We start from the raw sequence: 25,659 nt of genomic DNA, 5'->3' as shown, positions 1-25,659 counted from the left end.
CAGATTAACCAAATCGAAACATCATGAAAACATCAAAAGGCTTATTCGGAATCGGAACTTCATTACTTTTTGTAATGTTAGGCGTTTACTTATTTACGGTAAAGGCACATAACCCTGCTACAGAAAATCCTGAACTGGTAAAATGGGTAGGTATAGCCTGCACTGCTTTTTTTGGCCTTGTAGCTTTGGCGGGCATCAAAATGCTTATTACCGGTTCTGCCAAATAGTAATTATATTGCATCGCTAACTATAAAACCTCCTATTTTTATGAAACCTTACCTAAAATTTATACTCCTTTTTGCTATAATTATGCTAATGGCATTTGTAATAGGGTTTATTGTACAGTACTTTTTTCATTACAAAATATATGTACCCCTTGTAATAGGCAGCGTATTCCCTTTACTATTGTCATGGAAAAAAATCAACAGTACTCCTGCTAATAATCAATAGTATGGCAAAGCTACTTTTACTAATAATAGAAAGTGTAGTATACCTACTATGCAAGTAGTGCGCGTATACTAAATTGAGTTAGTTATAAATTAAGCCGGAAACACTGTTTCCGGTTTTTTTTATGGCTTATATAAAAAAGTAAGGCCCCCTCAGTATGGAGAAAGGGGGCCGTACAAAAATATAAAACACACAACTAAATTTTTTTTCGAACTGTTTATGGGGGTTAATCAGAACAGTGTAAACTTATAAATAGTTTGTACACCAAAAAATACCCAATAATGGGTATTTTATATTTTTTTATAATTCAAATTTTAATTAGCGAATGACGAATTCAATTCGTCATTCGCTAATTAATCTGTAAGAAAAATACTCCACAATGGTTTGTTAAATCGTTATAGGTACAAAAGTAATTGATTTAGCTTTGCTTTCTATTACACTTACTACTACACATGAAGGTTAAATACATAGTTTACACACTATTAATTGTGGGCATTGGTGCGCTCGTTTACTACAGGATATCCGAAAATAAAAAGCAAAAAGCCGAACAATCGGGCGGTGGGGGCGGTAAAAAACCACCCATGGCTGTAAACGGCATTGTGGTTAATCCGCAGGAATTCTCAAACATTTTATCGCTATCGGGGTCTATAGAGGCTAACGAGCAGGTACAAATTACCAGCGAGGTTTCGGGTATTGCGCAATCGATTTATTTTCAGGAAGGCACCACGGTAAGCAAAGGGCAGGTACTGCTTAAAATAAACGATATCGAATTGCGTGCCCAGGCCGGGCAAACCAAAACGGCACAAAACCTGGCATCCGAAAATGAGCGCAGGGCAAAACTGCTGTTGCAAAAAGAGGCCATTAGCCAGGAAGAGTACGATATTGCCAGCGCCGACTTTAAAACCGCACAGGCACAAACCCAGTTGCTAAATGCACAAATTGCCAAGACCTCTATAAGGGCGCCTTTCTCTGGCACCATAGGCTTACGCAATATATCGCCGGGTACGTATGTAACACCGCAAACGCTTATTACTACGCTGGTAAACAGCAGCAAGGTAAAAATTACGTTCTCGGTTCCGGAAAAGTACGCCTCGCAAATAAAAGTCAGCTCTAAAATTACCTTTACCGTTGCCGGCACGAATGAAAAATATAACGCTACCATTTATGCCTTAGAGCCTGCTGTTGAGGTAGCTACCCGAACCCTGCGCATACGTGCCATTGCAGATAATGCCAATGGCAAATTATTGCCCGGCACTTTTGCCAATGTAGACCTGCCGTTAGATAAAACCCTTGATGCTTTTGTAGTGCCTACAGAGGCTATTGTACCGGTACAAAACGGTAAAAAGGTGTTTGTATCCAGAAAAGGCAAGGCGCAGGAGGTTATGGTTACCACCGGTACCCGTACCGATAAAGATATTGTGGTGCTGGAAGGCCTTAAAGCCGGCGACACCGTGCTTACTACCGGAGTGCTTACCCTTAAGAACGATGCCGACGTTAAGGTATCTGTAACACCCGTAAAATAATTATGAGCCTTTCTACATTAAGCATAAAACGGCCGGTACTTACCATAGTAATGAATGTGGCCATTATCCTGTTTGGGTTTATTGGCTATACCTTTTTGGGGGTTAGGGAATTCCCGTCTATCGACCCGGCGCAAATATCAGTACGTACCAACTATGCCGGTGCGAACTCTGATATTATTGAGTCGCAAATTACAGAGCCGTTAGAAAAAGCCATTAACCAGATCGATGGTATACGTAACATAACATCGTCCAGCAACCAGGGGTCGAGCAATATTACCATTGAGTTTGAACTCGAAAAAAACCTTGAAGAAGCCGCTAACGATGTGCGCGATAAGGTATCTCAGGCCACAAGCAGCCTACCGCAGGATATAGATGCCCCACCGGTGGTGAGCAAGGCCGATGCCGACTCTGAGCCTATTATTACCATGACGGTACAAAGCGCACAGCGCAACCCGTTAGAGCTTAGCGATTATGCCGAAAATGTAATTGCCGAACGCCTGCAAACCATACCGGGCGTTAGTAGCGTACAGATATGGGGCCAGAAAAGATATGCCATGCGCCTTTGGGTAGACCCGGTTAAGCTGGCGTCTTACGGCGTAACGGTTAGCGATGTGCGCGATGCGCTCGATGCCCAGAATGTAGAGCTGCCTACCGGTAAACTTACGGGTGCCAATACAGAGCTTACGGTTAAAACTATGGGTAACCTTTCTACGGCAGAGCAATTCAACAATATTATAGTAAAATCAGAGGGCGAAAAAATTGTGCGCCTTAGCGATGTTGGCCGTGCCGAATTAGGCCCGGAAAACCTGGAGACTAAAATGAGCAACAACGGCCAGCAGCTTGTGGGCCTTGCCATTATTCCGCAGCCGGGTACCAATTACATCGAAATTTCGGATGCTTTTTATAAGCAGTACGACCAGATGAAAAAAGAGCTCCCCGCCGATTTAAAGCTTAACATTGCCATAGACAATACGGTATTTATTAAAAAATCAGTGTTAGAGGTGGTAGAAACACTGGGCATCTCCATCTTATTGGTAACGCTTATTATCTACCTTTTCTTTAGAGACTGGGCCATAGCTTTAAGGCCGTTGCTGGATATACCCGTGTCGCTTATTTTTACCTTTTTTATAATGTATGCGTGCGGTTTCTCAATCAATGTACTAACACTGTTGGCTATTGTACTGGCAACGGGGCTTGTGGTAGATGATGGTATCGTGGTAACCGAAAACATATTTAAAAAAGTAGAAGAGGGCATGACCCCCATAGAAGCCGCCCTTAAGGGCAGTAACGAAATATTTTTTGCTGTAATATCCATCTCTATAACGCTTGCAGCGGTATTTTTGCCGGTTATCTTTTTAGAAGGTTTTGTGGGCAGGCTCTTTAGGGAGTTTGGGGTGGTAATAGCCTCGGCGGTACTGGTCTCGGCATTTGTATCGCTTACGCTTACGCCCATGCTTAATGCATATCTTATTAAAGGAGACGTTCATAAAAAATCAAAGTTTTACGATCTTACCGAGCCGTATTTCCAGAAACTAAACTCGGGCTACGCCGGCATGCTTACCACGTTTATGAAACGTAAGTGGCTAAGCTTCCCAATCCTGGTGCTTTGTATAGGGCTTATTGTATTATTCTATACAACATTGCAAAAAGAAACGGCCCCGTACGACGACAGGAGCTTTATAGGGGTTAACATTACCGGGCCTGAAGGTGCATCGTATGATTATATGGACCGTTTTATGATCGAAATGGAACAGTTGATAAATGATTCTATACCTGAGAAAAAAGTAAGCCTTGTTATAACGTCGCCGGGCTTTGGGTCGGCATCAGTAAACAGCGGCCGTATCAGGATAGCGCTGGTGCAGTCGGATGAAAGAAAGCGTTCTCAAAAAGAAATTGCGGCCAACCTTACCAAATGGTCTAAGCGGTATGCCGAGGCAAGGGTATCGGTATCAGAGCAGCCTACTATTGCTGTAAACCGCAGGGGAGGTTTCCCGATACAATACATTATACAGGCGCCCAACTTTGAAAAGCTGCGCGAAAAAATTCCGGAATTTATGGATGAGGTAGGCAAAGACCCTACGTTTGCCATGACCGATGTTAACCTTAAATTCAACAAACCCGAAATTAACGTAACCATTAACCGCGAAAAGGCAGAGAGCCTTGGGGTGTCTTTATTAGATGTTGCACAAACGTTGCAATTGTCGTTAAGCGGACAGCGTTTTGGTTATTTTATGATGAACGGCAAGCAGTACCAGGTTATGGGCCAGTTTGATAAACCCGATCGTTCCAAACCGTTAGACCTAACATCGTTATACGTAAAAAGCAACACCGGGCAGCTTATACAGTTAGATAACCTTGTAAGTGTTGAGGAGCAAAGCAGCCCGCCGCAATTGTACCACAACAACAGGTACATGTCGGCCACGGTATCGGCAGGCCTTGCACCGGGAATGAGCATTAGCGATGGTATAGAAGCTATGGAACGCGCCAAAACCAAAGTGCTGGATGATACGTTTACAACCGATCTGGGTGGCGAGTCGCGCGACTTTGTAGAGAGCAGCTCTAACACATTGTTTGCTTTTGGGTTGGCATTGCTGCTTATCTACTTAATATTGGCAGGCCAGTTTGAGAGTTTTATAGATCCGTTCATCATCATATTAACCGTACCTATGGCAGTTGCGGGGGCATTACTGTCGCTGTGGCTGTTTGGGCAAACATGGAACATCTTTAGCCAGATAGGCACCATTATGCTTATTGGCCTCGTTACCAAAAACGGTATCTTAATAGTAGAATTTGCCAACCAGCTGCGCGAAGAAGGCAAAGAAAAGTACGAAGCCATTATGGAAGCTTCGGAAAGTCGTCTTCGCCCTATATTAATGACGAGCCTTGCCATTGCCCTTGGTGCATTGCCCATTGCCATGTCGTTAGGTGCCGCCTCTACCAGCCGTATAGGCATGGGGGTTGTAATTGTGGGGGGTACCATATTTTCGCTGGTGCTAACGCTGTTTGTAATACCGTCTATTTATTTTATGTGGTCGCGCCCTAAAAAGCACCGCCCGGAGTTTGATAACATCAAAGACCTATAATTGTATACCATGAGGTTTTATTTATATACATTTTTCTGTTTTTTTACAATACTGTGTTCTGCGCAAGAACTGCTAACGGTAGAAGACGCCGTGGCCACAGCCCTTAAAAACAACTACGACATTAAGCTTTCGGCAAACGACCTTAAGATAGACGAGCAAAACGTAAGCCTTGCCAACGCAGGCCTGCTGCCCAATCTATACGGGTCGCTTTCGCAGAATAACAACATACAAAACTCTAAACAGGTACGTACCGATGGTACCGTGCAGGAGCTGGAAAACGCCAAGAACAACAGCCTGAGCTATGGCGTTAACCTGGGGTGGACCATTTTTGACGGCTTTAGGATGTTTGCCCGCTACGACCAGCTAAAAACGCTGGAAAAACTGGGCGAAACCGAATTGAAATTTACCATACTAACACGCGTTAGCGATGTTATGGGCACCTACTTTGATTTGGTGCAGCAGCAGCAAATGCTTAAAGCGCTGGATACGGCCATTGTAATATCCAATCAGCGTGTTACCACGGCCGATAACCGTTTTAAAATTGGTAAGGCGGCAAAGCTGGAGGTGCTTAATGCCCAGGTAGACCTTAATACCGACCAGACTAATTTTCTTCGACAGAAAGAATTGTATCAAAATACGAAGACTTTTTTAAATGAGCTGATGGCGCGTGATCTGGCTACTGATTTTAAAGTGGCCGACTCGGTTGTTACCGATGATAATCTTAAACTGGTAGATTTAATGGGATTGGCAGAGCAGCAAAACCCGCAGATACAAATTGCCCTGATTAATAAACGGATTGCCGAGCTCAACCTCAAGCAGGTAAAATCGGCCCGGTACCCGCAAATTGGGGTTACAACCGGCTATGTTTTTACCGATAGCGAATCGAGCCTTGGCTTTGCACGAACCAATAACTCCCGCGGACTTAATTATGGCGTTACGGCGTCTATAAACATTTTTAACGGCTTTTTGCAAAAGCGCAACGAAAAGATTGCCAAGATACAGATAGAGAGTAACGATTTGCTTATAAAGCAGCAAACGCAAAGCATTAACTCCCAATTAATGGCGGCTTATCAAACCTATCTTACCAATATAGAACTGGTAGAACTGGAAGCCAGAAATGTACAGATAGCCGAGCAAAACCTTGATATTACGATGGAAAAATACCGCATTGGTACCATAACCACTTTAGAGGTGCGCACCGCCCAGCTTAACTTTGTAAATGCTGCGGCACGTAACTTTACAGCGCAATACAATGCCAAAATATCTGAAGTTACCCTGCGCGAACTTGCGGGTAACCTTACGTTTTAGGATATTATGGGGTTATCTTAATAGGTACAAATACCACTTTATATTTTCGTCTGAAAAAGCCGTTAAATAAGGGGTTTCAGACGATTTTGGCTGAAATTTGCAAAATTATTATTTGGCGAAAGATTATCATTTGGTACTATGCGCTACTATTATACTATTGGTACTACCATTAAACCGTTTAACTGCTATAAAAACACCATTTAAAAAGTCCTTACAAAAAAAGGCTTATATTTGTATGCGTAATACTATTTACTATTAGTTGCTCAGGTAGTAAATTGAAGATTATGAGTAGGCCTTTAAAAAAGGAGAACCCTTACCGGGATGGTAAAGGCTCCGTAGACTATGCAAACGCAGGAAAGCTACTATACTATGTACTGCGAATTGCTGATTTTTTCAAATTGTTTGATTAAATCAAGACCGCCAAGACCCTGCCAGGGGTTGCGGCGGTTTTTTATTCTTGTACAAAGATAAGAAAAACAACAACAACAACATGCAAATAATACAAATAATGCAAATGATACAGAAGATGCAAATGACTTGACAGGATTAATAGCAGGTGTAATAGAAGTAACAGTAACAATATAAATACAAAAAACTCCAAAGTTGCCTTTGGAGTTTTTTGTAGGATTTATTTCAGTTTTTAGAAAGAAGCCAGTTTTTTAAGGCCGGCCACGGTAGCAACCGGGTCGGCCGCCCTAAACACGTAATTGCCGGCCACAAGCACATCGGCGCCGGCCTGTACAAGCTGTATGGCATTTTTATCGGTAACGCCACCATCTATCTCAATAAGGGTAGAAGCTCCGTTACGGGTAATAATTTCTTTAAGCTGTTTAATTTTATCGTATGTTTTCTCGATGAACGATTGTCCGCCAAAACCGGGGTTAACACTCATAAGGCAAACCAGGTCGATATCGTTAATAACATCTTCTAAAAGGCTTACGTTAGTGTGCGGGTTTATGGCCACACCGGCTTTCATGCCTTCAGCTTTAATAGCCTGTAGGGTGCGGTGCAGGTGGGTGCAGACCTCATAATGTACGGTAAGGTTGTTGGCACCAAGCTGGGCAAACGTTTTAATGTACTGGTCTGGGTTAACAATCATTAAATGCACATCGATGGTTTTTTTGGCGTGGCGGGCAATGGCCTCCAGCACCGGCATACCAAACGATATATTGGGTACAAAAACACCATCCATAATATCTACGTGAAACCAGTCGGCATCGCTGCTGTTAATCATTTCAATATCGCGTTGCAGGTTAGCAAAATCAGCCGCAAGTACAGAGGGTGCAATCAGGGTATTTTTCATTTGTAAGCTGTTGTGTTTTTTTACAAAGATAGAAATTAAGTAGCAAGTTTCAGAGTTACAGAGTTGCAGAGTTGCAATCTTTCAATGTAACAATGTAACAATGAATCAATGTAGCAATACATTAATTTTAAATCTTTAAATTTTTCAATTTTCAATTTTCTCCAATGCCTCTCCGCAAACATTATAGCTGTTTTATTGCTAACAAGAAATTTCCTGACAAAAAAATATGCCTTTTGCACAATTTATAAAAATTTGCGGCGTTAACTTACTGAGTTAGTTACTTAAGTTGCCTTGCGGGTTAGTAAAAACCGGTAGGAAAGCATACCCTATAAAACACAAAAAACTCCGGTAATCAGCCGGAGTTCAATCATCAATCAAAAAACGAACAGTTATTGAACTGTAAGTGCCATTATGTTTTTATAGGTGTACTGCATATTTGAACCGCCAAAATACAAATTTTATTTAAAATATGCACTTTTGGCGGTTCTTTTTTGCTGTAAACTAATTATCCTAAGTACGTTTTAAGGATCTTGCTGCGAGAAGTATGTTTTAACCTCCTGATAGCCTTTTCTTTAATCTGCCTAACACGCTCGCGTGTAAGGTCAAAAGTTTCTCCTATTTCTTCCAGTGTCATTGGGTGTTGGTCTCCCAAACCAAAATAAAGGCGAACCACATCGGCCTCACGAGGCGTAAGTGTTTCTAAAGCCCTTTCAATTTCTGTACGAAGCGACTCATGTATAAGCTCTCTGTCCGGGTTTGGCGACTCTCCGGAACGTAAAACGTCGTAAAGGTTAGAATCTTCACCTTCTACAAGTGGCGCATCCATCGAAAGGTGGCGGCCTGAGTTTTTCATGCTCTCCTTAACATCGTTAACAGTCATGTCCAGCTCTTTTGCAATTTCCTCGGCGCTTGGGGCGCGTTCGTTGCTTTGCTCAAGCAGGGCATACATTTTATTGATCTTGTTAATAGATCCAATTTTGTTAAGTGGTAAACGTACAATACGAGACTGCTCGGCAAGGGCCTGTAGTATCGACTGGCGAATCCACCAAACGGCATACGAGATAAATTTAAAACCACGCGTTTCGTCAAAACGCTGCGCAGCTTTTATAAGTCCTAAGTTTCCTTCGTTAATAAGATCGGGAAGTGTTAATCCCTGGTTTTGATACTGTTTTGCCACCGATACCACGAAACGTAAATTGGCCTTAGTCAATTTTTCCAACGCTCGTTGGTCTCCGGCTTTAATTCGTTGAGCTAACTCTACCTCCTCATCTGCTGTAATAAGGTCTACTTTTCCAATTTCCTGAAGGTATTTGTCTAATGAAGCAGTTTCCCTGTTGGTAACCTGCTTGGTAATTTTTAATTGTCTCATGTAAAAATTCCTGAGTTATTTTAAGTATTCAGGTAGTTATACGTAGCGAGTGCCCAAAAAGTTACAAAACGCTATTAAAAATTTTAATTTTAACAAAAGCCCCATGCTGTAAAAACAGTATGGGGCTTTATAATCAGGCAACTAAAAAATATTTGCTTGTTTATTTTTTTTAGAAATTAAAATTGTACTGCAACCCTATTTGTGCCCCAAAAGAGTACGGGTTAACATTATCTACGGTATTAAAGTAGTATTTAAAAATGGGTTCGGCATTTATTTGCAGGCTTGGCAGCAGCTTGTAGTAAAAACTTAAGCCCAGGTTACCGCTAAAGCTTACCTTATTAACGCCGCTTACGCTGCCCATGCGTAGCATTGGGCTGCCTGATTTTTGGGCATACACACTGTTTTCGGTAACAAAAAGGGTGCTTACGCCTGCGGCTATATTAAGCCCTGCCTTGTTGCCAAATACGTTGTAGGTAGCCTCTAAAGGCACCTCGATAAATTCCAGTTTTTGCTTGATGTTGTACACTAATGGGCCTTGCTGATTTTGCCCCAACGTTTGTAAGACTGACTCGTTAGATACGCCCGCAACATAATCTACACCGCTGTAATTGGCAGGGGGTATGCCGTTGGTTGTTGGGCTTGTTTCTATGCTGTCGTCATCCAACGTGTAAAATAACGAAGCGTTTTTTGTAACCTGCTCCAGTTTATTCCTGATTACGCCTGCGCGGATGCTCCACTTATCATTAAGGTTGTAGCCAATGTAGGCACCATAATTAAAGCTAAAATCTACGCTGGTGCTGTTGCCATTAAGCGAGGCATCTAATAACGACTCGTTATCGGGGAATTTATACTGCGTTGGTGCGGCATGGGCAAATGCATAAAATTTAGGAGCGTTGTTAGCTGTTATTGTAGTATCGGCGTAAGTTACCGGTGGTTTGCCACCCCTACTCCTAAAGCCAGGTACGGTGTCTTTTCTAGCAGCTTCTACGCTGTCTATAACCTGTAAAAGGCTGTCTACCGATTTACTTTTGTTGTTTCTATACTGTAGCCCGGTGCCTTTATTGTAAAGGTAGTTAGCGTGGTTTTTAGGGTCGTTGGCATCGGTAAGGGCGTTGTCTGGTTTGCCGCTTTTATTTTTGCTATTCTTAGAATTCTTACCGTTCTTGCCTTTAGCATCTTTGCCGCTTTTAGTATTGGTAACTCCGGCAATGGCCGCAGATGTACCTGTGCCGGACTGAACGGTACCGCTGTTTTTGCCGGCTTTACTGTTTCTGCGTTTGGTTTTGTTAGTACCTGTATTATCATTATCTGCTACAGCAGAAGTGCTTATTTTATTATCTCTCCTGGCTTTGCCCAATCTGGTTTTGCTGCCTTTGTTATTCGCATTTACATTAGAATCAGAATTATCATTAGAAGCACTGGCTTTATTAACCCTCGTGTTTTTATGTGATACCCCTGTTTTACTTCCCGAAGCTTTAGTATTTGATGGCCCTGAGTTTGCAGTACTGGCTTCGGCATCAAAATCATTTGCATTGCCGGTAGTGGTGCTGTTTTGGTTTGATGTAATTCCGGTGCTGCTATTGCCCGCTGCGTTATTGCTGTCAGCATTAGCATTAGTGCCGGTAGTAGTTACAGTATTGTTTGCGTCAGGGTTATTTATTTCTGAAGGGGTGGTAACAACCGGTGCCGATGCCGGGTAATTGTATATAGCCATAAAGGTAACAAACCCCACAAACAGCGCGGCAGCCATTACGGTAACGGCTTTAACGGTTATGGTAACATTGCCCCAAAACAGCGTTAAAAAGCCATTTTTCTTTTTGGGTAAATCGGCCTTAATGGCACTCCAGAGCGCATCCGGCGGCGACTTTTGCAGCCCGTCCAGCTTGTCGCGAAAGGCTTTCCCTATGTCATTTCTATTTTCCATGGCTTACGTTGTAATTGGGGGAGGGTTGCCTGTTAGTAATTTTTTCTTTTAATATAGCTTTGGCCCTGTGCAGGTTAGACTTAGAGGTGCTCTCTGATATCGATAATGCAGCAGCAATTTCTTTATGCGAAAATCCGTCGAGTTCGTACATTGTAAAAACAAAACGGTACTGGTCCGGCAATTGCTGCACCAGCGTTAGTATATATTCTGCCGAAAGGTTCATCTCATCGTCGCTCACATCGGTATCATCGGGCAGATTATCTTTTATAGGTATAAGCTGTATGTTTTTCCTGTAGCTGTCTATGGCCTTGTTTATGGTTATGCGTTTTAACCACCCTTCAAAAGAGCCGGTGTTTTTATAATTATCAATATTGGTAAAAATATCTACAAAGGCATTGTGCAGGTTGTCTTCGGCTTCGGCCTCGTTTCTGCAATATTTTAAGCTCAGCATGTACAGGGTGTCTTTATACAATAGGTATAGCTCCTCCTGGGCGCGGGGATTCTTTTTGCTACAGCCTTTTATAAGTTGCTCCTGGTTCAAGCGGTGTGTTAAGTTGGTTGGTAAAAATAAGGCATACCGGCTAAAAATTAACGCTTTAAAACCGTATTTTTCTTACTTTATAAATAATAGTCGCCAAGTTGCGAAAAAGGTTGCGTAAAAATGTAAAATTTTTAAAACCCGGGGTCTACCTCGGTTTGCATGCGTTGCACAGTTTAATGTTTTAATGTAGCGATTACTTAATGTAACAATGTGCGAATGTTTTAATGTAGCAATTACTTTGCTTGGGCAATGGTATTCAATTTTTGAATTTTCAATCTTTCAGTTTTTTAATTTGTTCCTCCAGTTTACTCATATCAGAGGGTGGGGCGGCATGCAGGGCGGCAATGGTACCGTTGGTGTTTACGAGCATGTACCAGGGTATGGCAATGCCGCCGGTACCATCGTACATTTTTTTAAGTTGGTCGTAAAACACCTTATTTGTACGGATGTGGTGGCCCTGCAATCCGTAGTGGCCTATCATTTTTTTCCAGCCTTCATCGCGGTTCTCGTCATCAACAGAAATGTATATAACCGTTATATTGTTGGCGGCAAGTAGTTTGTAAAGGGTATCTTTATACTTAAACTCGTCGCGGCACGGTCCGCACCAGGTGGCCCAGACATCAATGTACAGTTTTTTGCCGGCAAATTGTTTAAGCAGCTCATCCATTGTATTAACCTGTGCATAGTTGTTTACATAAGCTGCGCCCGTGGGCAGTGCGCTACTTTTGGCAAAAAACGAGATAAGGGGTGCCATTTCTGGCTCAAGGTATTTTATGTAGGTGCTGTTGGGGTAAAACTTTTTAAAATCAAGGTACGAGTCGAGGGCGTACTCCTGCAACTGGCCTTCAAACACGTTGTAGTGCTGTATTACCGCAAGGTAGTATTCGGCATTTTGGGCAGGCATATACTGCAGGCGTTCGGTGCGCTTTTCCTGAGTGGTTAAATTGTTATTCGGCATATTTTTTTTACTGTTAAACCCAACTGCCTCATACGTTTTAAAAAATTCATAATTTAACAGGAACCAGTACCCAAAAGGCAGTTTTTGTACCCATGTTTTGTCTGGTGCGGCTTTAACGTACAGGTTTTTCCATAAAGTATTAAAAGCATCGGCAACAGGTGGTGCGTTCTCATACAAAACATTGCCGTGCTTTACATTTATGGCAATGCTCATGGCTGTTGCATAAAAATACTCGCGCTCATGTATCAGGGGCAGTAAATAGTCGGTCTTTGTGGCTTTGGGTGCGGCGGCTCTAAGGGCATTGAGGTCGGCCAACAGCTTGTCGTCAAAAAAAGCTTTAAACTCGGCAGGCGACTCAATTTTAGAGGCCTCCTTGCCCAGGTCGTGCATTATGTTTATCCGGTATTTTGGCACCAGCTCGCTATACTGTTTTTGCAAACCGGCATTGGTACCGGTTATTTGGTGTGTAACCTTGCCGTCTCTTTCGGTAATGGTAAGGTTGTACTGCCCACCCGGTTCGGCCATGATGTTGCCGGCCCACTGATAGTTGTAAAAAACATCTATAAACGTTATCTCATCGGTATCTGTTAGAATCTCAAAATTGCCTTTAACATCTACCTTGGCAGTATAATAAATATCAAAGCCGGACACGCCATTTACCGGGGCGGAGTAGCGCAGGTTGTCGGGCACTTTGCCGTTTATATGGCCTTTAATAACTGTGGTTTTAGCCGAAGCAAATGCAGTAATGCACAAAAACAGGAATAGTAATTTTGATTTCATAAAGCAGGGGCTGGTTTTTTGGAAGTTTAAAGCTACGAAAAAACTTTATGCTGCTGCGCTATAGTGTGTTACTTATTGGGATATTTTTTGGGATTGAGATTGGTGTTAAAAACAGAATAGAATTATAACAGGTAGGGATCTTTGGTGACAAGCCAACTACAGACCATATTTTTGCCTTAGCATTGCCTGTGCTTCTTCTACCGGAATAAAATCGGCTTTGTTTTCAGACCGTAAACGCTCATCTAATAGTGTTTTTGCTAATTGGGGCAATTCGTAGTCGTTTTCTAAGTGATCAATATCGGTATGCCTGACTTTAATAATTTTCATAATGCAAACTTTTTATAAATATACAAAGAGTGATTTTATCCTTACTTGCACTTGGGTACTTTAAGCAGCATCATCTTAGGATCATCCATCTCCATCCATTTACAATAATCAATATATACCCATTTTCCGTTACGTTTTTCGAGCGATTGCGGTATGTTTGTAAATAAAGGCTCGGTATCGCCTTCATAATCAAAAGAACTTTCATTTATTCCAAAACTAAACATTTGGGTCCAGCTATTTTTGCAATACGAATAAATACGGCAGGTGTTAAGCATGCTGAAATCTAAAAGCACGGGCACTAATGCAATCTCATCGCGCTTATCGTCGTTAAGGTCGCCTATATTAATAAGGCAATACAAACCCAACGCCACGTGGTTATCTACGTTGGCAACGTTGCCATTTAGGGTAAAGGTATTTTGGTAGCCAAGTTTGCTGTAAAGTATAATATCTTCTTCGTATGTGCCTGCTTCAACAATATATTTCAGGGGTTTACCCAGGCTGTCGGTTACAAACTGGGCAAGGGTATCAGGCTTGCCGTCTCCGTTAAAATCTCCGGTTATAGATAGGGTTGGGGCTAACCTGTAACCATCGGGGATTTTATCCTGACCCGAAGCACAAAAAGTTGTAAAGGCTAAAACAAGCAGCAGTGTAATTTTGGTTGCCATAGTATTTTTTTAGGCGGACAAATAGTTCTGCAAAGTTAGGCATAGTTCTTTAAACATTTACTGAAGCCGTTATTGCAGTAAGTCATCAAGTCTTAAAGTCGTCAGGTCATAAAGTCGTCAGGTCATAAAGTCATCAGGTCGAAAGTCGAAGGTCGAAAGCTGTACTGGACATCCCTACCCCGGACTTTCGGCTTTGTGACTTTAAAAACTTTGGACAACGAAAGTCGAAGTCCAAAAGTGAAATATCAATGTTAAAATTCCGAATTTTAAGATTCAATTTTAAATCTGAATTCTGAAATTCTAAAATCTCAATTTTCCGAAAGTCGAAGTCCGAAAGTGAAATATCAATGTTAAAATTTCAAATTTCAAATTTCAAGATTCAATTTTAAATCTGAAATCTAAAATCTGAAATGATTTTACTGTGTTTGTAAAACAAAAAAACCTGCCACTTTTCAGCAGCAGGTTTTTTACGAATTAACCTTATCAGTAATTAAGATTCCTGAGGCGCATCGCCATTATTTTCATCGCGCGGGGCGTCGTTTCTGCGTTCTTCCCTTGGAGCACGGTCGCGAGAGTTGCGGTCGTCTCTACCGGGGCCACGATTATCTCTGCCATTGCCACGGTTGTCTCTAAAACCACCACGATCGTTATCCCTTGGGCGGTCATCACGCTCTCTTGGAACGTAGTTCTCGTCTCTTGGAGGCCTTGGTAACAGGGCTTTACGGGATACTTTCTCTTTACGGGTCTTAGGGTCTATGCCAATGTACTTAACATCAAACACATCGCCCATGTTAACAACATCGGTTACGTTTTCAGTACGTTCCCAAGCCAGTTCAGATACGTGTAGTAAAACCTCGTTGCCCGGGGCATCAAGATATTCTACAACGGCACCAAAATCAAGCATTTTTATAACCTTAACGCTGTATGTTTCACCAACTTGCGGTTTAAATATAATCGAGTCGATTTTGTTAAGCACTGCTTGTATGCCTTCTGGGTTGGTACCAAGAATTTCTACTTCGCCCTGCTCGTTAACCTCGTTAATAACAATAGTTGTACCGGTTGCTTTTTGAAGCTCCTGGATAACTTTACCTCCAGGGCCAATAAGCGCTCCAATAAAGGCACCAGGAATGGTAACTTTAATAATTTTTGGAGAGTGGCGTTTAACTTCAGTACGCGGAGTATCAATAACTTCGGTAAGTTTTCCTAAGATATGAAGACGACCGTCACGAGCCTGCGCAAGCGCTTTCTCCATGATCTCGTATTTAAGGCCTTCAATTTTAATATCCATCTGGCAGGCAGTAATACCATCGGCCGTTCCGGTTACTTTAAAGTCCATATCACCTAAGTGGTCTTCATCACCAAGAATATCAGAAAGAACAGCCCAACGGCCTGTTGCATCGTCAGATATAAGTCCCATTGCAATACCAGATACCGGTTTGATCATCTGGATACCGGCATCCATAAGGGCCAGTGTACCGGCACAAACCGTTGCCATTGAAGACGAACCGTTAGATTCCAGTACTTCAGATACGATACGTACCGTGTAAGGGTTATCCTGAGGGATCATGTTTTTAAGGGCACGTTGTGCAAGGTTACCGTGGCCTACCTCACGCCTTGATGTACCACGTAGCGGTTTAGCTTCGCCGGTAGAGAAAGGAGGGAAGTTGTAGTGCAGGTAAAATTTCTCTTCGCCCTGCTCTGTAGGTCGGTCTATAATGTTAGCCTCACGAGATGTACCAAGTGTTACCGTAGCAAGCGCCTGGGTTTCGCCCCTTGTAAATAAAGCCGAACCGTGTGTAGATGGAAGGTAATCTACCTCGCACCAAATTGGGCGTATCTCGTTGGTTTTCCTGCCATCAAGGCGAAGGCCAAGATCAAGGATAACGTTACGAACAGCTTCTTTATTTGTTTTAGAAAGGTATTTGCTAATAAGGTCGCCATTTTCAAGTAGCTCTTCATCAGTAAATAACGCTTTAACTTCTTCTTTAACAGCGCCAAATTTCTCTGTACGCTCATGTTTTGCAGAACCTTCTTTAGCAATAGCAAAATACTTATCGTAAGACAGTTCGCGAACTTTAGCTAAAATAGTATCGTCGCTGCGCTCTTCTTCGTAAGTTCTTACTGTTTTTTTGCCTACAGCGGCCTGTAGCCTTTCCTGTGCTGCAATCTGTACTTTAATAGCTTCGTGGGCAAATTTAATGGCCTCGATCATTTCAAGTTCAGATATCTCTTTCATTTCACCTTCAACCATGGCAATAGAGTCCATAGAAGCGCCAATCATCATATCGATGTCAGACTGCTCCAGCTGGGCTTTGCTTGGGTTAATGATAAACTGCCCGTCGATACGTGCAACACGTACTTCTGAGATAAGGGTAGCAAACGGAATGTCTGATATAGACAATGCTGCAGATGCTGCCAAACCGGCAAGAGCATCGGGCATAACATCATCATCATGAGACATTAGCTGGATCATTACCTGCGTTTCGGCATGGTAATCTTTAGGGAAAAGCGGACGCAATACGCGGTCTACCAACCTCATGGTTAGTACTTCGCCATCGCTTGGCCTGGCTTCGCGCTTAAAAAAGCCACCCGGAAAACGACCGGCAGCAGCAAATTTTTCGCGGTAATCCAGCGTTAGGGGTAAAAAGTCAATACCCGGGCTTGCGCTGCGTGCAGAAACCACAGTAGCAAGCAACATGGCATTACCCATTTGTACTACTACGGCGCCATCGGCCTGTTTGGCAAGTTTTCCTGTTTCGATTGAGATGCTTCTTCCATCTCCTAAATCGATGATTTCTTTAATAACGTTAGGAATCATAAAATCTAATTCTTTGATTAAACAATGGGTTTAGTGTGTTGTGTTGTGTAGTTGTTTGGGACCCAATGAAAAACCAAAACTTTTTTCTGCAATTTATTGTAAAAAACAAAAAGAGGCGCGCGGGCACCTCTTTTCATCTCGATTATTTTCGGATGCTTAGTTCTTTGATAATCTCACGATACCTGTTGATATCTTTCTTTTTCAGGTAATCAAGTAGGCTTCTTCTTTTACCTACCAGTTTTACAAGAGAACGCTCTGTATTGTAATCATGACGATTTTTTTTAAGGTGTCCTGTAAGGTGGTTAATCCTGAATGTAAATAGTGCAATTTGTCCTTCGGCAGAACCTGTGTTGGTAGCAGCCTGGCCATGTTTTGCAAAAATCTCTGCTTTAACTTCTTTAGTTAAGTACATGCTAATATTCTTTAAATAATTATTATGTAGATTAGGTTTATCCTAATTTGGGTGCAAAGTTAAACAAAAATTTTAATTACCGTTAAAAGTCGTAAAGTTTTTAAAGTCTTAAAGTCCAGTAACGTGCGTAAACTTTCGACTTTATGACCTTCGGCATTACGACTTTTTAGAAAATTTTCGCCACCTCTTCATTAACAAACTCTAAAAAGCGTTCGTCAAGATCAGTAAACGGGTCCAGTACGTTCGAGTCGATGTCTATCTGGCCAATGTTTTTGCCATCTACAAACATGGGTACCACAATTTCAGATTTTACCGTAAGGCTGCACGCAATATAGTTGTCCTGTGCTTTAACATCGGGCACTACAAAGTTTTTGTTAGATACCGCTACCTGGCCGCAAATGCCTTTGCCAAACGGTATAACGGTATGGTCTGTAGGTTCGCCTATGTACGGGCCTAATACAAGCTCTTCTTTATCGCCATTGCGAAAGTAAAAGCCAACCCAGTCGTAATAGTCAACGTTTTCTTCCAGCAGGCGGCAAATTTGCAGCAGTTTTTCATCACGAATTTTATCGTCGTGGTGCAGTATATCAAGTACTTTTGGTTTTAATTCTTCGAAGGTCATAGCGTTAAAATATAATTTGGTACAAAAGTATTTATTAAACCTGTTAGCTTTTGCATATTTTTGTTAAAAATATGCTATATGGGTATCCTGCAAAAAAACAGGACATTTTTTATCTTCCTCTTAAAATTCGGACTCAGTTACCTTGTGCTGTCCGGCCTGTACTGGCTGTTCCTTAACCAGTACGATGCGGCCCATTTTGAGCCCGATGGCATGACTACCCTTGTAGCCCACCAAAGCCGCGACCTGGTAAGCTTTTTAGGCGAAGATGCCGCTATTACCCCACACCCTAAAGAACCATCGTACTACTTTTACCTGCACGGCAAAAAAATTGCGCGCATTATAGAAGGGTGCAATGCCCTGAGTGTAATGATTTTGTTTGCTGCCTTTGTAGTAGCATTTTCTACCACTTTTAAACGCACGGCACTATATATTCTTGGTGGTATAATAGTATTGCATATCTTAAACATTATACGCATAGCCCTGCTAAGTATAGGGGTATACTATTACCCAGAGCAGGAAGAGCTGTTGCACGATATTGTTTTTCCGCTGTTTATTTACGGCGTTGTGTTTGTGTTGTGGGTGGCGTGGGTAACTAAATTTAGCCGCAATGCAAAAGGTTAATATAAAAAGCGCATTGGCTATAACAGTACTTTTAGTGCTGTTGGTAAGTGTGCGCATTTTTGAGCAAAAGCTGTTTTATGATCCGTTGCTTAACTTTTTTAAGTTCGGCGGTAAGGTAATTCCAAAATATAATGGCCTCAAATTATTCTTAGGGCTTACTTTTAGGTATGTGCTAAACACGGCACTGTCGTTGGGCATTATCTGGTTCTGTTTTAAAGATAAATCGGTTCTAAAGCTAACTACACTTTTGTACGTTATTTTCTTTGTGGTTTTAATTGGCATCTTTTTTGTTCTGCTCAATACCAGTAACCCAAGCCTCATGTTATTGTTCTACATAAGGCGGTTTATAATACAGCCACTTTTTCTTATTTTATTTGTACCGGCATTTTATTACCAAAAGCGGGTTAAGTAATTTTAAGGTAAAACCGTAGCTACTAAAGCTTAAAATGCATAATTTTGCAGCACTAAATGAAATTAACTAAGCACATAAGCACTGTTTTAAGCGCACTTATATTGTTTGCCAATATAGGGCTGGCACTTAATGTGCATTATTGCCATGGCCAAATTTCATCGGTATCGTTAGCTTACAAAACGGTAGAGCGTTGCAAAACGGCAAAACCGGAAACCAAGACCTGCTGCGGCAAAATGGTTGAAACCACTAAAAGCTGCTGCAAACACAACGTTATAAAACTACAGGATAAGACCGATACTGCCATAACCAAAGCATTTCAGTTAGATCTTAATGCTTTTTGCGCTGTAGGCTATACCAAACCTATACAGCTTTTTTATGCAGAGGCTGCAACTGTACAAAAAGAAACACCATCTTTTTACTGCGACTCTAATGCGCCGCCGCTCTTTAAACTCTATTGTCAATACGTTTTATACGCCTGATTTTTAATGTAATAAATTACTCTCAACATTTTGGGAGTGGCTATTTATTAACATTAAAAATTTTTTATGCATAAAATAATCATGTTTTTTTTACTGCTGTCTGCTCCATTTTTGCAGGCACAGGACACCGTTAGCGGTAAGGTGCTGGACGAAAACAGCCAGCCGCTGCCGGGGGCAGCTGTCTACTGGCAGGACACTACCATAAGTACATCATCTGCCCAGGATGGTACTTTTACTATACCATATAGTTCTGATAATATGTATCTTGTAATTAGTTATATTGGCTATACAGCCGATACCATACATGTACATACACCCCAATATATATCGCACAAAATGACACCCGATAGCGGCAGCCAGCTTAAGGAGGTAGTGGTAGATAAAACCCGTGCCAGCCTGTCGAGGTCGCAAACCAAGGCAGCCAATGTATCTACCATGGGTGCTAAAGAACTGCTTAAAGCGGCCTGCTGTAATATTGCCGAAAGCTTTGAAACCAACCCCTCTATAGATGTCAATTTTTCTGATGCTTTAACCGGGTCTAAGCAAATAAAAATGCTGGGGCTTACCAGTCCGTACCTTTTGATTGCCGAAGAGAACATACCTGCCGTTCGTGGGGCATCTCAGGCGTATGGGCTATCCTTCATACCCGGAACATGGGTAGAGAGCATCCAGATAACAAAAGGCGCAGGGCCGGTTATAAACGGTTACGAAAGCATATCGGGGCAAATAAATTACGAAATGCTAAAGCCGGCTAACGATATTCCTTTCTTTTTAAATGCTTATGGCGATACCGGGAGCCGTTTTGAGCTCAACACGCATTTCAACAAAAAAGTGTCGGATAAATGGAGTACCTCATTGTTCTTGCACGGCAATACCCGCGTATCTAAAAACGATATGAACCACGATCATTTTTTGGATAATCCCCTTGGCAAGCAGATAAATGTGCTTAACCGCTGGCAGTACACCAATGCCGAAAAAGGCTGGGTTAGTTTTTTAAACTTTCGCTACATGCGCGACGAAAAGCAGGCGGGCCAGGTAGATTTCGACCCCGATACCGACAGATACAGCGGCCACCACTGGGGCTCTGAAATTAATACTGATAAGGTAGATGTTTCGGGAAAGCTGGGTTATGTTTTTCCGGATATGCCCTACCAGAGCATCGGGCTTCAAACATCGTTTAACTACCATAACCAGGAGTCGTATTTTGGATTAAGAACCTATGATATCGACCAGAAAAGCTTTTATTCTAACCTGATTTTCAATTCCATCATTAGCAATACGCTCAACAAATTTGCCACCGGTTTAAATGTTACGTATGATAAGTATGGCGAATTTGTAAACACTACCGATTATAGCCGTACTGATAATTCGGTGGGTGTGTTTGGCGAGTACACGTATGATAATGTAAACAATTTTAGTATTGTTTTGGGTGGCCGATTTGATGTGCACAACCGCCTGGGTGCCTTTTTTACACCACGCCTGCACATGCGTTATAACCCTTGGAAAGATGCTACTTTCAGGCTTTCTGCCGGTAGGGGTAAGAGGGCGGCAAACATTTTTGCAGAGAACCAGTCGCTTTTTGGTAGCTCGCGCGCCTTTAATATTGCCGGTTCTGGCGGTAAACTGTACGGGCTTGACCCCGAAATTGCCTGGAACTATGGGCTGAGCTTTATCCAGAAGTTTCCGCTGTTTGGAAAGACCACCGAGTTTGTGGTAGATTTTTACAGGACCGATTTCCAAAACCAGGTAGTAACCGATTTATATGCATCGCCACAGCAGGTATTGTTTTATAATCTTAACGGAAAATCGTATGCTAACAGCCTTCAGGTAGAGCTTAATTACGAAATTACCATGCATTTTAATATCCGTACGGCATATAAGTATTACGATATTAAAACCGACTATACCACGGGTTCTTTTGAGAGGCCATTGCAAGCCAGGCATCGTTTTTTTGCCAACGTAGGCTACGAAACCCATATTGCCGAAAAAGGCAAACAGTGGAAATTTGATGTTACCTACAACTGGATGGGGCAGCAGCGTTTGCCATACACGGGCAGCAACCCTGTAGAAGAGCAAATGGGCACGTATTCGCCATCATTCTCGTTGGTAAACGCACAAATTACACGTACTTTCTCCAGTGTTTTTGAGATGTATGTGGGTGCCGAAAATATTGGCAATTACCGCCAGAACAAAGCCATTTTGGGTGCAAATGACCCGTTTGGCCCATATTTTGACAGCTCTATTGTATATGCACCTGTTTTTGGACAAATGTATTATGCAGGGCTGCGCTTTAAGATTAAATAATTTTCTTACATTTAAAAACTTTTAATACATAATAAATATGAAAAACCTAATTGTAGTTATGCTAATAATGCTTGCCGGATTTACTGTGCAGGCCCAGGAAAAAAAGAACAAAAATGCCAAATACGATGTTGAAGTTAAAGGCAACTGCGGGCAGTGTAAAGCCCGTATAGAAAAGGCGGCTTACAGTGTTAAGGGTGTTAAACAGGCTACCTGGAACGAAGAAAGCCAGGATTTACAGCTTATTGTAGATGAAACTAAATGTAGCGTTGCTGATGTTCGCGCAGCCGTTGCCAAAGCAGGCCATGATACGGATGAAGTTAAAGCCGAAGATACCGATTACAACAGCCTGCACTCGTGCTGCAAGTACGATAGGAGCTAACATGCTGAACCATTTATATTTAATGTCCCAAATTGTTTTGGGACATTTTTTTTTATAAAAAACAGACGCGATTTTAATTTTGCATTTTGTTTTTGCTATACCTTTGTATTAGAAATTCTAATCTTGAATGAACAGCATAAGAAAAATAGCAGAATGCAATAAAGGTTTTATAACCTTTTGCCTTGTTTTGTTTTTTCTTACCGCAGGCTTTGCCAAAAGTTTTGCGGCAAAAATGCCTGTACATTTTAAAAAAGAAACAGCCTTAAAAAATGCATCTAAGCATACTATAGGGCAACTTATTGATGCCGACGCTTCTTTAAATTTTACAGATTTGCTTAAAGACAGCGATGCCGATGATGCAGCGTTTGTATTATTTGGCCATCATAATAATTTTATTGCTCATAATACTATTTATAGAAACGTTAGCTTTTCAGAGTATTCTCCTATAGCAAAATATTATAAAATTTCCCTTTACAAATTGTATTGTAACTGGAAATTTGACCTCTCTTAAATTTAGATCCCTTTTCTAATAGGCATTGTTACAATGCCTGCAGAAAGCGATCATTAAATTAAATCATTACAATATAAGTTGTTAATTGCCCGGAATACCGGCGGTGATACTGCCTGTTTGCTGGCCGGTATTCCTTTTTTTTACTAGGCATTAGCATAAAGTAAAGGTGCTGTGGAAACACAGTGCCGGGTGTTTGTTAATTGGTTGATAATTAATGATAGCCCTCTTGCAAAGGGGGCTTTATTAAAACTATTGCATCGCCTTACAATATTAATAGTGTAGTAATACAGTATTAAGGTGTTTTTTAATTAGTTGGTAACTAAAAGCCCCACACCATTATTGGTGTGGGGCTTATGTTTTAGTGCCTGTGTGGGCTATTTTATTTTACGGTAATTACCTTTGTTTCAGATATCAGTTTACCATCGGCGCTAAAGCCTTCTATTAGTACTTTAATACTTTTTTGTGCTGTGTTAGGTATGGTAAGGTTGTAGGCGCCGTTTTCATCGGTCATTATATTGGCTTCCCAATCTATAACGCCAAAACTGGCAAAACCTTCATCTTCGGTAGTATTATAGATCACATTTTCGAAAGGCGTAATCCTTTCGAAACCATTTTTTACAATAATTTCCGGCAAGGCCTGCTGTGCTTTCGACTTAACGTTATGGTTAATGTATATTCTTATAATCCCCATAAAATTACGCACAGACGGCACAATGGCATGTGGGTTCATGTAAATCTCATCAACCTCGTTCATGGCTATGGTCCTTAAAATATCGTAATCCATAACCTGCATATTATCGATGTAAACAATAGGTTTTGGCGGTGCCGAATTAAGGGTTGTTGCAGTACGTGTAGACTGTATAGATACATTTACCTGATTATCGTTAACCACAAAGCTGCTGTTAAACTTAATAAAGTTTAGTACGGTATTAAACTTGTTAATCTCGGTTTGGGTTATTTTATAGCCCCTTAAGTTACCGTTGCCGCTTACTGTAGCATATTTTAGTGTCTTACCTTCAATTTTTACTTCGTCAAGCTCTATGTTTTCCTGGAAAACGTTAGGTGCTTTAACTGCGGTTTCGGCAGCGGCGGCATAACAACGCACCGGTGGCGTATACATCTGGAAAAACTTTCTGTTGGCATTAATCAGCTGAGGCAGCAATGTAAGCTCTTTTGGCTTTTCTCCTTTTCTCATAAACGAAAAATTTACAAAAGTAGAATCCGGCAATATAAGGTTGTTGTATACAAATTCGCCTTTATCATCAACATCAACAATTTCTTCTAATGCAGAGGATAGCGAGTATAGACGCACACGCGTATTTTTAGAATCTCCTGCCGATTTTGGTACTGCCCCTTTTAGGGTTAAGCCCATATCAAACGGAAATTTACTATCAGGTGCCAAACCTTTAATTTTTTGCCAGGCATATTTGCTTTTTTGGCAGCCTAAAAACAGGTCCAACTCGTACATTTTCCCTTTAGAAAAATTACTAAAATAGTATTTGCCTATAACCTTTTTGTGGCCATCTAAATAAGGTAGCAGTAATAGCGAGCTGTAAATATCGTTGGTCTCGTTCAGGCTTCGTGTATTTTCAGGCAGTACAGCAATACTTAAATTCATATTAGGATAAGCAACTTTACCCTGAAACTCTACATTTTCTACATTCTGGCCTATTTTAGAAAGCTCAGATGTAAGCGTCTGGTTACTGTTTTTGTATATAATCCTTTCGGCAATCTGGTTCATGTCGCCATCGATAATCCTAACAGTATTTACGCCGGCAAACAAGTCCTGGCTTGGCAGTGCCATAGTAATTTCGGGGTTACCTTTAAAATCAAGGTCGTAAATAAGAGCCTGCTCATCCTGGTGCACTACAAGGTATAAAGGTTTACCGGCATAGCTGTCCATAGTAAGTTTATTGGTTCTTACTTTTACAATGGTTTTATCTGCCACAGCATAATTATTAACCTCTAATGCTATGCCTTTTATTTGTGCAAAGGGCAAAGCCTGTTCGTGTTTAACGCCCTCTATGGTAACTACGGCTTTAAAACCCTGGCCGGTATTGGCAGGAAGTTCAAAACGGCCAAAGCCCAGTTTGTTAACCTGCACAGTTTTAAATAGTTTGCCAGAGCCATCTAAAATATCTACCGATGATGCTGCTAAAGGCTCATGGTTACAATCTGATATATTTAAGTTCATGCTGTTGGCGCAGCCGTTAACCATAGTGCCGCCTTCAGGATAAAAATCAATATTTATTTTAGAAGGGTCTGCTTTGGCAAGTGCATTACCGGCACCCGTAGTAGGGTTAATAACCGTAAGATCGTATACAACCGATTCGTCTTCGGCAAAATTGTTCATCCAGTTGGTATAAAATTGCAGGTAATATTTGCCTGATGCAAATTTACTGTTGAGCTTAAAACTGCCCGAAAAACTACCAATATTGGCGTAAAGTAATTTGGTTTCCAGTACTTTTCCGGACTCATCCATCAAAGCGGCATAAACATTTATAGTGGTAAAAAACGGAATGTTTTTTTGACGGTGAAAAACATAGCCTTTAAACCATATTTTTTCGTTAGTCATGTAAACGCTTTTGTTAAGCTGTACATGGATGTTTTCTCTTTCGAGAAAAAAGTAATCGGTAAGCGCTTTTGCAATAGCATCTTTTTTGGCGTCCTGGGCATGTAAAGTTACAGCCGACAGTAAGAACAGCAAAAGAAAAACAACAGTAAGGGAGGTTTTTTTCATGTGGCGTTTTAGATAGGGTTTTTTGTGCAAATATTTAGACGCTAAATATATACGTTTTGTTACAACTTTCCTTACGGGAAACCACATTTAATAAAAAAAGGAGCGAAAAAATCGCTCCTTTAAGTATAATGTA

Annotated in this window: 21 protein-coding genes; 10 read left to right on the top strand and 11 right to left on the bottom strand. The window is 41.4% G+C overall.

Annotation, left to right across the window (positions count from 1 at the left end; genetic code table 11):
- Positions 1-23: 23 nt before the first annotated feature.
- The 4 genes from G509_RS23290 (at position 24) to G509_RS0104860 (ending at position 6,361) form a co-directional block, all read left to right on the top strand.
- Entirely contained in the window at positions 24-227 is a 204-nt protein-coding gene (locus G509_RS23290) for a hypothetical protein (RefSeq protein WP_035754789.1), read from the top strand.
- 672 nt (positions 228-899) lie between these two features.
- Positions 900-1,970, top strand: a complete 1,071-nt coding sequence (locus tag G509_RS0104870; protein ID WP_026990498.1) for an efflux RND transporter periplasmic adaptor subunit — start codon at positions 900-902, stop codon at positions 1,968-1,970.
- A 2-nt stretch (positions 1,971-1,972) separates the two neighbouring features.
- Positions 1,973-5,053: an efflux RND transporter permease subunit gene (locus G509_RS0104865; RefSeq protein WP_026990497.1), complete on the top strand. Its 3,081-nt coding sequence runs from the start codon at positions 1,973-1,975 to the stop codon at positions 5,051-5,053.
- 9 nt (positions 5,054-5,062) lie between these two features.
- Positions 5,063-6,361, top strand: a complete 1,299-nt coding sequence (locus G509_RS0104860; protein ID WP_026990496.1) for a TolC family protein — start codon at positions 5,063-5,065, stop codon at positions 6,359-6,361.
- 640 nt (positions 6,362-7,001) lie between these two features.
- Here G509_RS0104860 and rpe read toward each other — a convergent pair.
- From rpe to G509_RS0104810, 10 genes are all read right to left on the bottom strand, one after another.
- Positions 7,002-7,664, bottom strand: a complete 663-nt coding sequence (rpe, locus tag G509_RS0104855) for a ribulose-phosphate 3-epimerase (RefSeq protein WP_026990495.1) — start codon at positions 7,662-7,664, stop codon at positions 7,002-7,004.
- A 505-nt stretch (positions 7,665-8,169) separates the two neighbouring features.
- Positions 8,170-9,033: a sigma-70 family RNA polymerase sigma factor gene (locus G509_RS0104850; RefSeq protein WP_020212501.1), complete on the bottom strand. Its 864-nt coding sequence runs from the start codon at positions 9,031-9,033 to the stop codon at positions 8,170-8,172.
- 169 nt (positions 9,034-9,202) lie between these two features.
- Positions 9,203-10,957 (bottom strand): hypothetical protein, encoded by a 1,755-nt coding sequence (locus G509_RS0104845; protein ID WP_026990494.1) that lies wholly within the window; start codon positions 10,955-10,957, stop codon positions 9,203-9,205.
- Positions 10,947-11,498, bottom strand: a complete 552-nt coding sequence (locus G509_RS0104840; protein WP_026990493.1) for an RNA polymerase sigma factor — start codon at positions 11,496-11,498, stop codon at positions 10,947-10,949. The genes G509_RS0104845 and G509_RS0104840 overlap by 11 nt, the downstream gene beginning before the upstream one ends.
- 271 nt (positions 11,499-11,769) lie before the next feature.
- On the bottom strand, positions 11,770-13,236 hold the full coding sequence (locus G509_RS0104835; protein WP_026990492.1) for a redoxin family protein: 1,467 nt from the start codon (positions 13,234-13,236) through the stop codon (positions 11,770-11,772).
- Between the two features lie 156 nt (positions 13,237-13,392).
- A complete protein-coding gene (locus tag G509_RS23285) occupies positions 13,393-13,563 on the bottom strand; it encodes a hypothetical protein (RefSeq protein WP_154657762.1) in 171 nt (56 codons plus the stop codon).
- Between the two features lie 41 nt (positions 13,564-13,604).
- Positions 13,605-14,228 (bottom strand): hypothetical protein, encoded by a 624-nt coding sequence (locus G509_RS0104825; protein ID WP_026990491.1) that lies wholly within the window; start codon positions 14,226-14,228, stop codon positions 13,605-13,607.
- Between the two features lie 490 nt (positions 14,229-14,718).
- Positions 14,719-17,046 (bottom strand): polyribonucleotide nucleotidyltransferase, encoded by a 2,328-nt coding sequence (locus G509_RS0104820; RefSeq protein WP_026990490.1) that lies wholly within the window; start codon positions 17,044-17,046, stop codon positions 14,719-14,721.
- 142 nt (positions 17,047-17,188) lie between these two features.
- Complete coding sequence (gene rpsO / locus G509_RS0104815) at positions 17,189-17,458, bottom strand: 30S ribosomal protein S15 (protein WP_026990489.1); 270 nt, start codon at positions 17,456-17,458, stop codon at positions 17,189-17,191.
- 166 nt (positions 17,459-17,624) lie between these two features.
- Positions 17,625-18,080 carry a GAF domain-containing protein gene (locus tag G509_RS0104810; protein ID WP_026990488.1) on the bottom strand — a complete coding sequence of 152 codons (456 nt, stop codon included), beginning with the start codon at positions 18,078-18,080 and terminating at the stop codon, positions 17,625-17,627.
- Between the two features lie 78 nt (positions 18,081-18,158).
- On the opposite strand from G509_RS0104810, the gene xrtF reads away from it, so the two are divergent.
- The 6 genes from xrtF (at position 18,159) to G509_RS0104780 (ending at position 22,786) form a co-directional block, all read left to right on the top strand.
- Positions 18,159-18,701 carry an exosortase family protein XrtF gene (xrtF, locus tag G509_RS0104805; RefSeq protein ID WP_035738489.1) on the top strand — a complete coding sequence of 181 codons (543 nt, stop codon included), beginning with the start codon at positions 18,159-18,161 and terminating at the stop codon, positions 18,699-18,701.
- On the top strand, positions 18,688-19,113 hold the full coding sequence (locus tag G509_RS0104800) for an exosortase F system-associated membrane protein (protein ID WP_026990486.1): 426 nt from the start codon (positions 18,688-18,690) through the stop codon (positions 19,111-19,113). Before xrtF ends, G509_RS0104800 begins: the two co-directional genes overlap by 14 nt.
- A 56-nt stretch (positions 19,114-19,169) precedes the next feature.
- On the top strand, positions 19,170-19,592 hold the full coding sequence (locus G509_RS0104795) for an HYC_CC_PP family protein (RefSeq protein ID WP_026990485.1): 423 nt from the start codon (positions 19,170-19,172) through the stop codon (positions 19,590-19,592).
- A 66-nt stretch (positions 19,593-19,658) separates the two neighbouring features.
- Complete coding sequence (locus tag G509_RS0104790; protein WP_026990484.1) at positions 19,659-21,896, top strand: TonB-dependent receptor; 2,238 nt, start codon at positions 19,659-19,661, stop codon at positions 21,894-21,896.
- Positions 21,897-21,933: 37 nt separating this feature from the next.
- Positions 21,934-22,275 carry a heavy-metal-associated domain-containing protein gene (locus G509_RS0104785; RefSeq protein ID WP_026990483.1) on the top strand — a complete coding sequence of 114 codons (342 nt, stop codon included), beginning with the start codon at positions 21,934-21,936 and terminating at the stop codon, positions 22,273-22,275.
- Between the two features lie 127 nt (positions 22,276-22,402).
- Positions 22,403-22,786: a hypothetical protein gene (locus tag G509_RS0104780; RefSeq protein ID WP_026990482.1), complete on the top strand. Its 384-nt coding sequence runs from the start codon at positions 22,403-22,405 to the stop codon at positions 22,784-22,786.
- Positions 22,787-23,165: 379 nt separating this feature from the next.
- Here G509_RS0104780 and G509_RS0104775 read toward each other — a convergent pair whose 3' ends face one another.
- On the bottom strand, positions 23,166-25,526 hold the full coding sequence (locus G509_RS0104775; RefSeq protein WP_026990481.1) for a hypothetical protein: 2,361 nt from the start codon (positions 25,524-25,526) through the stop codon (positions 23,166-23,168).
- Positions 25,527-25,659: the final 133 nt, after the last annotated feature.

The sequence above is a fragment of the Flavobacterium subsaxonicum WB 4.1-42 = DSM 21790 genome (genome assembly GCF_000422725.1).
Taxonomy (GTDB): Bacteria; Bacteroidota; Bacteroidia; order Flavobacteriales; family Flavobacteriaceae; genus Flavobacterium; species Flavobacterium subsaxonicum.
This window is presented reverse-complemented; position numbering and strand designations above follow the sequence as displayed.